We start from the raw sequence: 11,863 nt of genomic DNA, 5'->3' as shown, positions 1-11,863 counted from the left end.
TCCGTGTGTGAAATGACGCAAGATCAGCTGGCGGGCTGGCGAGATCGCCTGCTTGCCGACTGGGCACGAATTCGAGAGGAGCTGATAGGTCAGCTCAAGGCAAGTCGCCAGGAAGACTGGGCCGAACGGGCCAGCCATTGTGAACGGGATCAGCTGGTGGATCTGACGAGTCGGCTGGATCTGCCGCAAGTAGAACAAAACGTGACGGCGCTCAAGCGGATCGACGCGACCCTCTGCCAGATAGAGTTGGGACTGTTTGGCCTCTGCTCCGATTGCGAGGAGCCGCTAAACCTGACCAAGCTGGAGCAAGATCCCACCCAACAACGTTGTCCGCGCTGCGAACTGCGCTATCGCAAGGGCTTTCACGGCCACGAGTTGTAGGGGCATCACTGCCCGCTGCGGGTCCCAACCCCGCCTGTCGTATCGACCAAAGTGTTCGAACGACACACCCCACCAGCGTCAAACAAAACGGGCCCCTGCCAAGACAGGGGCCCGTTTTCTATTCATGCCGATCGCGACCAACCCGGCAGAGGGCGCGAGCAGGCTCGGCCATCCCTGCACCCATCACTGGGCCAGCAGGTGACCGACCAGCTCATGACGCCAGCCTTGCAGCAACATGGGCTTGGGCCCGCGTGCCCGCTCCTCTGCGCTCATCCGCCAGCTCCAGGTAAAGTACTGGTGAATGGTCTTCTTGCTGGCCACCAGCTCAGGGGGAATATTGCTGGCCTTGGCCTTCTCTTCCACCAGCGCCTTGATGCGCTTGAGCTCCGCCTTGTACTGGGGGTAATCCACCAGACGACGGATGGGTTCGGGCCACCCTTCAGGGTCGCTCTGCTGAGCCGATGCGACGATGTCGAGCAGCCGCTTGCCGTGGATCTTGATCTCGATGGGGGAGAGATCCAGCTCGTTGAGCTCGCGCAGTGAGGTCGGACGACGCTCGGCGACCTTGAACAGGTGCAACTCCTTGACCACGAAATTGAGGGCCAAGTCCCGGCGCACCGCTTCTTTTTGCCGCCAGGCGGCCAGCTCGCGCAAGATGGCCAGCTCGCGCCGACCCAGCTGCCAGCCGTTGATGATGTCGAGGTAGGCCTGATAGGGATCGCTCCCCTGGCTCCGGCGGGCGCAGTGGTTCTGACACTCCTCCTCGAACCAGGCAAACTTGCCGCTCTCGTGCAGCTTGGCCATGACAGTGTCGTAGAGCGGCATCAGATAGAGCACATCCGCCGCCGCGTACTCGAGCTGACGATCGGTCAGGGGACGGGCCAGCCAGTCGGTACGGGCCTGATCCTTGACCAGTTCCACCCCGAGAAAATCCTTGGCCATGGCGCCAAACCCAACGGAGACCCCATAACCCAGGAAAGCGGTGGCAAGCTGGGTGTCATGGACGCGGTTGGGCAGATGACCGGCCTGGTGCTGAATGAGTTCGAGATCTTCCCCGGCGGCATGGAGGATGGAGATCTGGCCATCCTGGCCCAGACGCTCCCACAGGGGCGCGAGATCCAGGGTCAGGGGATCGAGCAGGGCCAGCTGATGGCCATCAAAGATTTGAAAGAGACCAAGTTGGGGATAGTAGGTGCGGGTGCGCACGAATTCGGTATCGATGGCCAGTGGCACCTGGGCCAGAGTGGCGAGGTAGGCTTCCAGCTCGGCTTGCTGTGAAATGAGTTGATATTGCATCTTTGCCTGCATCTTGTCGGTTGGCCCAAAAGAAAAAACCGTGGCGTGACCCACGGTTTCGCATCGCCCTGGATAGGTTACTGCTTGGCGATCTCCTCGTCGCGCAGCACGCGGCGCAGGATCTTGCCCACATTGGTCTTGGGCAGTTCGTCGCGAAATTCTACCAGCTTAGGCACCTTATAGGCAGTAAGATGTTGACGGCAATGGGCAATAACTTCTTCTTCGGTCAAGCCTGGATCCTTTCTGACCACAAATACCTTCACCAGCTCGCCGGACACCTTGTGAGGCACCCCGACCGCCGCCACTTCCAGCACCTTGGGATGGAGCGCCACCACGTCTTCAATCTCGTTGGGATAGACGTTGAAGCCCGACACCAGGATCATGTCCTTCTTGCGATCGACGATCTTGAAAAAACCCTGCTCGTCGCACACGGCAATGTCCCCGGTGCAGAGCCAGCCATCTTGCATCACCTCGGCGGTGGCCTCGGGACGCTGCCAGTAGCCAGTCATCACCTGGGGACCACGGACCTGCATCTCCCCGGGTGTATTCAGGGTATGAATGGGCTCACCGGCATCATTCACCAGACGAATATCGGTGGAGCAGACCGGCAGGCCGATGGAGCCGTTGTAATCGGTCAAGTCGTAGGGACAGACGCTGACCAGCGGGGAGCATTCGGTCAGGCCGTACCCCTCCAGCAGCGGCGTCTCCGTCATGGTCTTCCACTGCTCGGCCACCGCCCGCTGCACCGCCATGCCGCCGCCGATGGTCAGGGTCAGCTTGCTGAAATCCATGCTCTGGAACTCGTCATTGTTGACCAGGGCATTGAACAGGGTGTTGACCCCGGTGATGCAGGTGAAGGGGTACTTCTTGATCTCTTTGACGAACCCCGGGATGTCGCGCGGGTTGCTGATCAGCAGGTTGTAACCCCCGAGACGCATGAACAGCAGGCAGTTTACCGTGAGCGCGAAGACGTGATAGAGCGGCAGAGCCGTGACCACGAACTCCTTGCCCCGCTGCAGCACGGGGCCATAGACCCCGAGGCACTGTTCGACGTTGGCAATCATGTTGCGGTGGGTCAGCATGGCCCCCTTGGAGAGGCCGGTCGTCCCTCCCGTGTACTGCAGGAAGGCGATCTCCTCCCCATGGATCTCGGGCTTGATGTACTGCAGGAAGCGGCCCTTGGCCAGGGCATGGCGCATGGTGCTGGCGTGGGGCAGATTGTATTTCGGCACCAGCTTCTTGACGTATTTCACCACGAAGTTGACCAGGGTCCCCTTGGCCAGCCCCAGGTTGTCCCCCATCCGGGTCAAGATCACATGCTTGATGGGGGTGTCGTAGACCACCTTCTCCAGGGTATGGGCGAAGTTGGAGACGATGACGATGGCCTTGGCACCCGAATCCTTGAGCTGGTGTTCCAGCTCGCGCGGGGTATAGAGGGGGTTGACGTTGACCACTATCATGCCGGCGCGCAGTATGCCAAACACCGCAATGGGGTACTGCAACAGGTTCGGCATCATGACCGCGACCCTGTCACCCTTCTCCAGCTTCAGTTCGTTTTGCAGGTAGGCGGCGAAGGCGCGGGACTGCTCCTCGAGCCGGCGATAGGTGATGGTCTGGCCCATGTTGACGAAGGCGGGCTGGTCGGCGAACTCGCTCACCGAGGCTTCGAACATCTCGACCAGAGAGCCGTAGATATCGGGATTGATCTCGGCAGGCACGCCGTCCGGGTAGCGTGTTAGCCAGATTTTCTCGGTCGGTGTGACGGTCGGCTCGACCGGCGGCTGCAACATGGCTTGCTCATGCTCATCCATATCGACTGACCCTGTGGTCAAGTCGGACTGCTGCGGCATGATGTTCTCATGCTCATCTTTATGCTCATGCATAACTCGCACCTGTGCGCTCACTGTGTTGCCTCCATCCCTGTCCACGTTCATTTTTAATCATTTGTTTTGAGCTCGAGCTCTAATGCCGGACATCTTTACATACGACAATAGAAATTAACAGCCACTTAACAAGCGTGAAATGTGAGGGACGAGGCAAACCTGAAAGATTGAAAGCGGGGGATTCTAGCGAATTTGACAGAATTTTTCGATAGCAACAGCGGTTTGCACGGGATTATCCATATGAAAGTGGTGATTTCCCGCCACCCAGCGTCGCTGGATGTCAGCGAAGCATCCCTGGCGGGCTTGCCATTGCGCCGTCAGCTGGGCAAAGCCTTGCTCACCCTGAATGAACAATACAGGACAGGCAATCGCCGCCATCAGCGCCCTCGCCTGCCCCTCACTCATGCGCAGCGGCGAGAGATCCCGCAATCTGGGATCGCTGCGCCAATGCAGCCTGGTGGCTCGCGCAACGAGTTGTCGCGCACAGATGAGCCGCGCCGCCTCGGGGGAGATATCGGCCACCTTGCAACGGGCCGCCACCGCCTCCTCCAGGCTGGTAAAGCCCTGACTGGCTCGCTCCCGGGTACGAGAGCGGTTGAGAATGGCACGCCGGATCTGCTCGGGAACCACGTCATCGGACTGGCTAAGGGGCCCCAGCCCCTCCAGCATGATCAGCCGCGCGACCCGATCCGGGAAGACCCCGGCATAGGCCGAGGCGATCAAGGCCCCCAGGGAGTGACCGAGCAGGTTGATCTGTTGCCAGCCTCCCGCATCGATGATCTGGTGCAGATCGTCGAGCCAGTCGATAAAGACATAGGGAGAAGACTTGTGATCCGACTGGCCATGGCCCGGCAGATCGACGCAGATGAGATGAAAACCAGCCAGATGGGGGGCAAGAGGCAAAAAACTGGCGGCATTGTCGAGCCAGCCATGCAGTGCCAGCAGCAGAGGCTGTCCCGGCTGGCCGGACTCCAGATAGGCGATCAGGCGCCCATCGGCCAGCCGCAACTGCCCCTCTCTCATCAGATTTCCCAGTGCGGCTCTCTCATCCATGGCGCGGTATCACCAGTGGCGCATCGACCGGCGCGGCCAGAAGGGATCGTAGAAAGGGTCATTGAAGTAGGGATCCATGTAGCGAACCTCCACCTCTTTGATGGGGGGCCACAGCTTGCTGCCGGTTACCCTGATCACCGAAAACTCATACTTGTGATCGCCAATCTTGCTCTCAACCGGCTTGTCCAGAGTGCCAAGCACCGTCAGGCTGCGCCCCTTGGCATAGAGGGTCGGATCGACAAAACCCTGCATCACCGCCAGGAAGCGGCCAGGGCTCTGCTCCGTCTGCTCGGGCACGCCATTGCTCTTGAGGGGCAGATAGACCACCTCGATGAGGCTGCGCGTCTGCTCGTTATGGACAGCGGCAATGACTCCACTCCAGCGGGCCGGCTTGCCCTCCTGGCCCGTCAGGGCAGGTTGATAGGCAACCAAGTCCGCCTGCGGCTCATAGGCCAGCTCCTTGGGCACTGAACTGCAACCGGCCAGCAGCAGACCGGCCAGGCCCAGCAGCAGGCTCTTTGTAAACAGATGGCATGTGTTCATATCCCTCTCCTTTGCTCTGGTTCGACTGCAAAACCGGCTCACTCCCGTCCGGGCAGCTTCTTCCAGGTGACCTTGTCTCTCAGATATACGGGGGTCGCCTGCTCCGGGGCCACCGCACTGCCAGCCAGCCAGGCGGCCTTGGCCAGTGGCAACATGTCCTGGGCAGCCGGCAGACGAGCCGCCGGGCAGGGTCTCTGGTCATCGGCCAGACCATTCAGGAGATCAGCATAGGTCTCGCATCCTGTACCCGTGCTAAACCAGAGACCGGAAAGGGTCTCTTCTTGCGCCACGGCCTCGGGGGCCGTGACCCGCTCTTCGCCGTCCAATACCATGAGACCATCTTGCAACAGATAGCGGCCGATATAGATCTCCCCCATGCGGGCATCGATGGCGCTGACTACCCGCTCGGCCCCCTCCAGGCGGTGGGCCCCCTGGGCCATGGCCGCCAGGGTCGAGATGCCAATCAGCGGCACCCCGGCCCCAAACGCCAGGCCTTGAGCCACGCCAACCCCGATCCGCACCCCGGTGAAAGAGCCTGGACCACGGCCAAAGGCAATGGCGTCGAGCTCGCTCAGGGTGATCCCGGCCTCATCGAGCAAGGCCTGTACCATGGGCAATATCTTCTTGGTGTGATCGCGCGGCGCCTCTTCCCAGCGCGCATAGATGGACTCTCCGACCTGCAAGGCGGCGGAGCAGGCTTCGGTGGCTGTATCGAGGGCCAGGATCTTCAACTCGTTCATTCGCAACTCTTCTCTAAAAGGCATCATTGAAACAGATCGGTCTGGGCCGAGTCCGGGCGCGCCGCCTCGGCCAAACCGCTAAAGAATTCGCCAAGGCAATCCAGGTCCCGGGTGCGCGGTATGGCTGGCAGGCTCTTGATAAAGGTGGCGCCATAGGGCTTGTTGACCATGCGGGGATCACAGATGACCAGGACGCCATGATCACGGCGATCACGTATCAGCCGCCCCACCCCCTGCTTGAGGGCGATCACGGCCTTGGGTAGCTGGATATCGGCGAAGGGATCCCCCCCCTTGAGCTTGCAGTCGTCGACCCGCGCCTTGAGGAGGGGGTCGTCGGGGCTCGCAAACGGCAGCTTGTCGATGATAACACAGGAGAGTGCCGCCCCCCTGACGTCTATCCCCTCCCAGAAGCTGCTGGTCGCCACCAGCACGGCGCGACCATTCTCGACAAAGGTCGACAGCAGTCGCTGTTTGTTGTCTTCCCCTTGCAGCAAGACGGTGCGCCCTATCTCCCGGCGCAGCACTTCGGCCACCTGACGCATCACCTGATGGCTGGTGCAGAGGAAGAAGCAGCCCCCGGGCGTCTTGTTGATGAGGGGGATGAGCCGCAGCGCCAGCATCTCGCCCCGACCAAAGGCATTGGGCTCGGGCAGCTGGCGCGGCACGCACAAGCGCGCCTGCTCGCTGTAATCGAAGGGGCTGTCGAGCATAAGCTCACGGCTGCCCGCCAGTCCCAGCTCCGCCTTGAAGTGATCGAACCCCATGTCCACCGTCAGGGTGGCCGAGGTAAAAATCCAGGCCACCTCGGGGCGCATCACCTCGGCGCCAAACCGCTCGGCCACCGACAAGGGGGTCAGATTGAGGGAGAAATGGAGCCGGGTACACTCGTACCAGTAGGAGTAACCGGTCTGGTTGATGGCCAGCACCTCCCCGAGTCGCGTCCTGAGCTCACAGAGTCGCTCGAAGCAGTGATCGAGCTGCTCGCCGCGCCCCAAGGCGAGTTTGAGCACCTCATAGCAGAACTCGATGGCATCATTGAGCCGGGCCAGGGCCTGGCCCCATTGGGGCTGGCGCAGCAGATCCCGGCTGTTGCCCCGCCCGCCATCGACCCCGAAGGCGAGGCGCAGATCCTGACTGGCAATACTGAGCCGATCCGCCGCCTTGCCAAGCTGCCCCATGTCATGGGCCTCGGCCCGGTAGGCAAGCTGGATATCCTGAGCCAGGTCCTGGATGGTGCGGCTCGATACCGACTTGCCAAAATAGTTGGTGGCTATCTCGCCGAGCTGGTGCGCCTCGTCGAATACATAGACCTGAGCTTCCGGCACCAACTCACCAAATCCCGTGTCTTTCACCGCCATATCGGCGAAGAAGAGATGGTGATTGATCACCACCACTTGCGCATCCATGGCGCGGCGCCGGGCGATCACCAGGTGACAATCGTCGTAATAGGGGCAATCCCGACCGAGGCAGTTGTCATTGGTGCTGGTGATCTGGGGCAAGATTTCGGCGTTCTCCTGCAGGCCGGGAATGTCCCCCACATCGCCGGTATTGGTGGTGCTCGACCAGGATTTGACCCTGACCAGGTCGCTCATCACCTCCGGCTTTTGCAGATGGGATTCGCTCATCAAGCGGTTCATGCGCTCGACACAGAGGTAGTTGCTGCGCCCCTTGAGCAGGGCCACGGGCTGGTGATAATCGAGCGCCCCCGTGATGGTGGGCAAGTCCCGGTAAAAGAGCTGCTCCTGCAGGTTTTTGGAGCCGGTGCTGATCACCACCCGCTTGCCCGATGCCAGGGCAGGTACCAGGTAGGCGTAGGTCTTGCCGGTGCCCGTTCCCGCTTCGACCAGCAGACGGTCGTGGTCCTTGATGGTGTTTGCCACCGCCTCAGCCATCTCCAACTGAGGGGCACGGGCCAGGAAACCGTCGATATGACGGGCAAGAGGGCCGCCTTCTGAGAACAGGGTCTGGATGGTCAAGGAGGTTTCCCGCAAGCAAAGGGGGCGATTATAGCCAAAAGCGGGGGCAAGCCAAACGCTCAGACGAACAAGTCGATCTTGTGGTCCGGATCCGGCTTGTGTCCCCCTGGCTCATCGGCATCGCCCTGACTGACTGGCGGTGGCGTCCTGGGATGCGGCGGCTCCTGAGGGGTACCCTGGCCCCCATCCCGCTCAGTGCCTATCTCGTGGGCACTGTGCTTGTGATCGATGGGGTTCACCTCACGGCGAATGGCATCACTGCCCGGGGTGGCCGGGGCCCTCGGCAAGATAGGGAAGAGCAGATCCTGATTGGGCATGGGATATCCTCCGTAGTGACATTGTCTTATTATCGACCAGCGGCGACCTTTCCTTACTTTCTTCTTGAAATTTACAATCCCGGGTTGCAATTTTCGTCAAGGTCGGTAATGTAAACCGGGCGTCAGTTACGACATCTTATTTGTAAAGGATTGTTTACATGAAGTTCACCTCACTGAAGACTCATCACCACCATCATCATCCCGAATAGTCTTTCAGGAGGTTGGCTGCTGGAAGACACTTAACAGGTGACTTCCAAAAGGACCGCAAGATTCATAAACCCTCGGAAGCACACACTTCCGAGGGTTTTTTCGTTTTTGACTAGAAGGAAATCGAGCAATGGAAACACAACGTCTGCGCATCGCCATGCAAAAATCCGGTCGCCTGAGCCAGGACTCCCAGGCCCTGTTCAAGAGCTGCGGCCTCAAGATCAATCTGCGTGAACAGCGCCTCATCGCCCACGTCGAAAACATGCCCATCGACATTCTGCGGGTGCGTGATGATGACATCCCGGGTCTGGTGATGGAGGGGGTGGTCGACCTTGGCATCATAGGTGAGAACGTGCTGGAAGAGGTGCAGCTCATTCGCCAATCCCAGGGCCTGCCCTTCGAGGTCAAGACCCTCAAACAGCTCGATTTCGGCGGTTGCCGTCTCTCCCTGGCCGTGCCGGAAGATGCCAGCTACACAGGCCCCCAAAGCTTGGCTGGCAAGCGTATCGCCACCTCCTATCCCGGCCTGCTCAAGCGCTTCTTCGACGAGCAAGGTCTCGGGTTCAAGAGCGTCATGCTGGGGGGATCGGTGGAAGTCGCCCCCCGCGCAGGGCTCGCCGATGCCATCTGCGATCTCGTCTCCACCGGCGCCACCCTCGAGGCCAATGGCCTGAAAGAGGTGGAGGTCATCTACCGCTCCAAGGCGGCACTGGTGCAGGCTCCCAATCCCTTGAACGCCGCCAAGCAAGCCATCATCGACAAGCTGTTGCCCCGCATCCAGGGCATGCAGCAGGCGCGCGAGAGCAAGTACATCATGCTGCACGCCCCCAAAGACAAGCTCAATGCCATCACCGACCTGCTGCCCGGCGCCGAGCGCCCCACCATCATGCAGCTAGCCGGTGACACCAATCAGGTCGCCCTGCACGTCGTCTCCAGCGAAACCCTGTTCTGGGAGACCATGGAGCAGCTCAAGGCCCTCGGCGCCAGCTCCATTCTGGTGCTGCCCATCGAAAAGATGATGGAATAAAGGCGGGCACCATGCAGACCCTCATCTGGAACCAGCTCACCCCCGCCCAGCAAGCCGAGGCCTTGACCCGCCCGGCCCTGGACGATGAAGCCAATGTCGGCGCCGTGGTGACGGAGATCATCTCCGCGGTCAAAACCCGGGGCGATGACGCCCTGCGCGAACTGAGCCAGCGTTTCGAGCGCGCCCCCCGTGAACAGTTGCGGGTGAGCGAAGCGGAAATCGATGCCGCCTGCGCCCGGCTCGATGACGACATCCAGGCCGCCATCCTGGCCGCCGCCACGAACATTCGCACCTTCCACCGCGCGCAGGTGCAGCCTGTGCTGCGGGTAGAGACCCAGCCCGGCGTCCTGTGCGAGCTGCGCACTCAACCCATCAACCGGGTCGGTCTCTATGTGCCGGGGGGCAGCGCGCCCCTCCCCTCCACCGTGATGATGCTGGCCATTCCCGCCGCCATTGCCGGTTGCCGCGAGGTGGTGCTCTGCACGCCGTCGCCAGCCAGCGACGAGATCCTGTTCGCCGCCCGCGCCTGCGGGGTCGAGAAGGTGTTCGCCATCGGCGGCGCCCAGGCCATCGCCGCCATGGCCTACGGCACTGAGTCCATCCCCAAGGTGGACAAGATCTTCGGCCCGGGCAACAGCTATGTGACCGAGGCCAAGGGCCAGGTCTCCCGGGACTGGCGCGGCGCTGCCATCGACATGCCGGCTGGCCCCTCCGAGGTGCTGGTGATTGCCGACGAGAGTGCCAATGCCGCCTTCGTCGCCTCGGATCTTCTCTCCCAGGCCGAACACGGCCCGGACAGCCAGGTGGTACTGGTCACCACCAGCGCCGCCCTGGCCGAGGCCGTCAACATCGAGCTGGCAAGCCAGCTGGCGCAGCTCAGCCGCCGGGACATCGCCGTTCAGGCCCTGGCAAGCAGTCTCACCCTCCTGTGTGACAGCCTGGAGGAGGCCTGTGCCATCTCCAATGCCTACGCCCCTGAGCACCTGATAGTGCAGACCCGCAGCCCCCGGGAGCTGCTCGACCGGCTCGAAAACGCAGGCTCCATCTTCCTGGGACAATGGACCCCCGAATCGGTGGGGGATTATGCCAGCGGCACCAATCACACCCTGCCCACCTACGGCTATGCCCGCACCTGCTCCAGCCTGGGATTGGCCGATTATCAGCGCCGCTTCACGGTGCAGGAGCTGAGCGAGCAAGGCATGCGCGATCTGGGCCCCATCGTCCAGCGCATTGCCCAGGCGGAAGGGCTCGATGCCCACAAGCAGGCCGTCACCCTCCGGCTGAACGCCCTCGCCACCAAGCTGCAACAAAAGGATCTGTCATGAGCATCGCCAAGCTGGCTCGCCGTGTGGTGCGCGCCCTCACCCCGTATCAGTCCGCCCGCCGCATCGGCGGCAGCGGCCACGTCTGGCTCAATGCCAACGAGGCTCCGCTCTCCCCCGCCTTCACGGTGCAGAGCAACAAGTTCAACCGTTATCCCGAATGCCAGCCAGCCCAGGTGGTCGATGGCTACGCGGCCTATGCCGGGGTCAACGCCGATCAGGTGCTGGTGAGCCGCGGTGCCGATGAGGCCATCGAGCTGCTCATTCGCACCTTCTGCGAGGCGGGTCAGGATCAGATCCTCATCTGCCCGCCCACCTATGGCATGTACGCCATCAGCGCCGAGACCTGCGGCGTGGGCATCGTCGAACAGCCGCTGACCACGGATCGTCAGCCGGACTGGCCCGCCATTCGCGATGCCCTCTCCGAGGTCAAGCTGGTGTTCCTCTGCTCCCCCAACAATCCGACCGGGGATCTGGTGGGGCGCGATGGCCTCATCGCGTTGCTGGAAGCCGCCCGGGATAGCGCCATTGTCGTGGTGGACGAGGCCTATATCGAGTTCTGCCCGGACGCCTCTGTGGTGGATCTGTTGGCCCGCTTCCCCAATCTGGTGGTGACCCGCACCCTCTCCAAGGCGTTCGCCCTAGCCGGGATCCGCTGCGGCTTTACCCTCGCATCGCCGCAAGTGATCGCCCTGCTCGCCAAGGTGATCGCCCCCTACCCCATCCCCGATCCGGTGGCGCAGATTGCCGCCCAGGCCCTGACCCCGGCCGGTCTTGCGCTGATGCAGGCCCGCGTCATGGACCTCAATGAGCAGAAGGCTGCGCTCAAGCTCGCCCTGACCACCCTGCCCTGCGTGCGCGAGATCTTCGAAGACAAGGGCAACTTCATCCTGGTGCGCTTCCATGATGGCGCGCGCGTCTTCGCCGCCATGAAGGCCGCCGGCATCATCTTGCGGGACTTTTCCAACAAACCGGGCCTGGGAGAGAGCATTCGCATCACGGTCGGCTATCAGGATGAGATGGATGCCGTGCTCAAGGTATTGCGGGACCTCACTGCCAACACGATGTCTGCCAGCAACAGCGCGGACGACACTGCCCCCGTCAGCCGCTTATAAGGA

Annotated in this window: 11 protein-coding genes and 1 other annotated feature; of the genes, 4 read left to right on the top strand and 7 right to left on the bottom strand. The window is 61.7% G+C overall.

Annotation, left to right across the window (positions count from 1 at the left end):
* The first annotated feature begins 12 nt into the window (after positions 1-12).
* On the top strand, positions 13-381 hold the full coding sequence (locus BN1130_RS16245; protein WP_042043222.1) for a TraR/DksA C4-type zinc finger protein: 369 nt from the start codon (positions 13-15) through the stop codon (positions 379-381).
* A 183-nt stretch (positions 382-564) separates the two neighbouring features.
* On the opposite strand, the gene rnd is transcribed toward BN1130_RS16245, so the two are convergent.
* From rnd to BN1130_RS16210, 7 genes are all read right to left on the bottom strand, one after another.
* Positions 565-1,677, bottom strand: a complete 1,113-nt coding sequence (rnd, locus tag BN1130_RS16240; protein ID WP_042043221.1) for a ribonuclease D — start codon at positions 1,675-1,677, stop codon at positions 565-567.
* 77 nt (positions 1,678-1,754) lie between these two features.
* Positions 1,755-3,467, bottom strand: coding sequence for a long-chain-fatty-acid--CoA ligase FadD (gene fadD, locus BN1130_RS16235; protein WP_042043269.1), 1,713 nt, complete (start codon positions 3,465-3,467; stop codon positions 1,755-1,757).
* 276 nt (positions 3,468-3,743) lie between these two features.
* Positions 3,744-4,613, bottom strand: coding sequence for an alpha/beta fold hydrolase (locus BN1130_RS16230; RefSeq protein WP_042043220.1), 870 nt, complete (start codon positions 4,611-4,613; stop codon positions 3,744-3,746).
* A gap of 9 nt (positions 4,614-4,622) precedes the next feature.
* Complete coding sequence (locus BN1130_RS16225; RefSeq protein WP_042043219.1) at positions 4,623-5,156, bottom strand: Slp family lipoprotein; 534 nt, start codon at positions 5,154-5,156, stop codon at positions 4,623-4,625.
* 38 nt (positions 5,157-5,194) lie between these two features.
* Entirely contained in the window at positions 5,195-5,896 is a 702-nt protein-coding gene (tsaB, locus tag BN1130_RS16220) for a tRNA (adenosine(37)-N6)-threonylcarbamoyltransferase complex dimerization subunit type 1 TsaB (protein WP_042043218.1), read from the bottom strand.
* Between the two features lie 23 nt (positions 5,897-5,919).
* Positions 5,920-7,872: a DNA repair helicase YoaA gene (gene yoaA, locus BN1130_RS16215; RefSeq protein WP_042043217.1), complete on the bottom strand. Its 1,953-nt coding sequence runs from the start codon at positions 7,870-7,872 to the stop codon at positions 5,920-5,922.
* A 59-nt stretch (positions 7,873-7,931) separates the two neighbouring features.
* Positions 7,932-8,189: a hypothetical protein gene (locus BN1130_RS16210; protein WP_042043216.1), complete on the bottom strand. Its 258-nt coding sequence runs from the start codon at positions 8,187-8,189 to the stop codon at positions 7,932-7,934.
* Positions 8,190-8,373: 184 nt separating this feature from the next.
* Positions 8,374-8,502, top strand: a sequence feature (His leader region).
* A gap of 24 nt (positions 8,503-8,526) precedes the next feature.
* Here BN1130_RS16210 and hisG point away from each other — a divergent pair.
* The 3 genes from hisG to hisC are packed head-to-tail and all read left to right on the top strand — an operon-like array spanning position 8,527 to position 11,860.
* Complete coding sequence (gene hisG, locus BN1130_RS16205) at positions 8,527-9,423, top strand: ATP phosphoribosyltransferase (protein ID WP_042043215.1); 897 nt, start codon at positions 8,527-8,529, stop codon at positions 9,421-9,423.
* An 11-nt stretch (positions 9,424-9,434) separates the two neighbouring features.
* A complete protein-coding gene (gene hisD, locus BN1130_RS16200) occupies positions 9,435-10,748 on the top strand; it encodes a histidinol dehydrogenase (protein WP_042043213.1) in 1,314 nt (437 codons plus the stop codon).
* Positions 10,745-11,860 carry a histidinol-phosphate transaminase gene (gene hisC / locus BN1130_RS16195; protein WP_042043212.1) on the top strand — a complete coding sequence of 372 codons (1,116 nt, stop codon included), beginning with the start codon at positions 10,745-10,747 and terminating at the stop codon, positions 11,858-11,860. Before hisD ends, hisC begins: the two co-directional genes overlap by 4 nt.
* Positions 11,861-11,863 lie beyond the last annotated feature (3 nt).

It is taken from the genome of Aeromonas rivuli, from assembly GCF_000820045.1.
Classification (GTDB): Bacteria; Pseudomonadota; Gammaproteobacteria; order Enterobacterales; family Aeromonadaceae; genus Aeromonas; species Aeromonas rivuli.
The sequence above is the reverse complement of the archived record's forward strand: the minus strand, read 5'-3'. Positions and strand labels throughout refer to the sequence as shown.

What these genes read in the sequence shown, in the direction of transcription:
- BN1130_RS16245 (WP_042043222.1), top strand. Translation starts at nt 13, where the DNA reads ATGACGCAAGATCAGCTGGCGGGCTGGCGAGATCGCCTGCTTGCCGAC.
- fadD (WP_042043269.1), bottom strand. Translation starts at nt 3,467, where the DNA reads ATGTTGCAGCCGCCGGTCGAGCCGACCGTCACACCGACCGAGAAAATC.
- hisG (WP_042043215.1), top strand. Translation starts at nt 8,527, where the DNA reads ATGGAAACACAACGTCTGCGCATCGCCATGCAAAAATCCGGTCGCCTG.
- BN1130_RS16230 (WP_042043220.1), bottom strand. Translation starts at nt 4,613, where the DNA reads ATGGATGAGAGAGCCGCACTGGGAAATCTGATGAGAGAGGGGCAGTTG.
- tsaB (WP_042043218.1), bottom strand. Translation starts at nt 5,896, where the DNA reads ATGAACGAGTTGAAGATCCTGGCCCTCGATACAGCCACCGAAGCCTGC.
- rnd (WP_042043221.1), bottom strand. Translation starts at nt 1,677, where the DNA reads ATGCAATATCAACTCATTTCACAGCAAGCCGAGCTGGAAGCCTACCTC.
- BN1130_RS16225 (WP_042043219.1), bottom strand. Translation starts at nt 5,156, where the DNA reads ATGAACACATGCCATCTGTTTACAAAGAGCCTGCTGCTGGGCCTGGCC.
- BN1130_RS16210 (WP_042043216.1), bottom strand. Translation starts at nt 8,189, where the DNA reads ATGCCCAATCAGGATCTGCTCTTCCCTATCTTGCCGAGGGCCCCGGCC.
- hisC (WP_042043212.1), top strand. Translation starts at nt 10,745, where the DNA reads ATGAGCATCGCCAAGCTGGCTCGCCGTGTGGTGCGCGCCCTCACCCCG.
- hisD (WP_042043213.1), top strand. Translation starts at nt 9,435, where the DNA reads ATGCAGACCCTCATCTGGAACCAGCTCACCCCCGCCCAGCAAGCCGAG.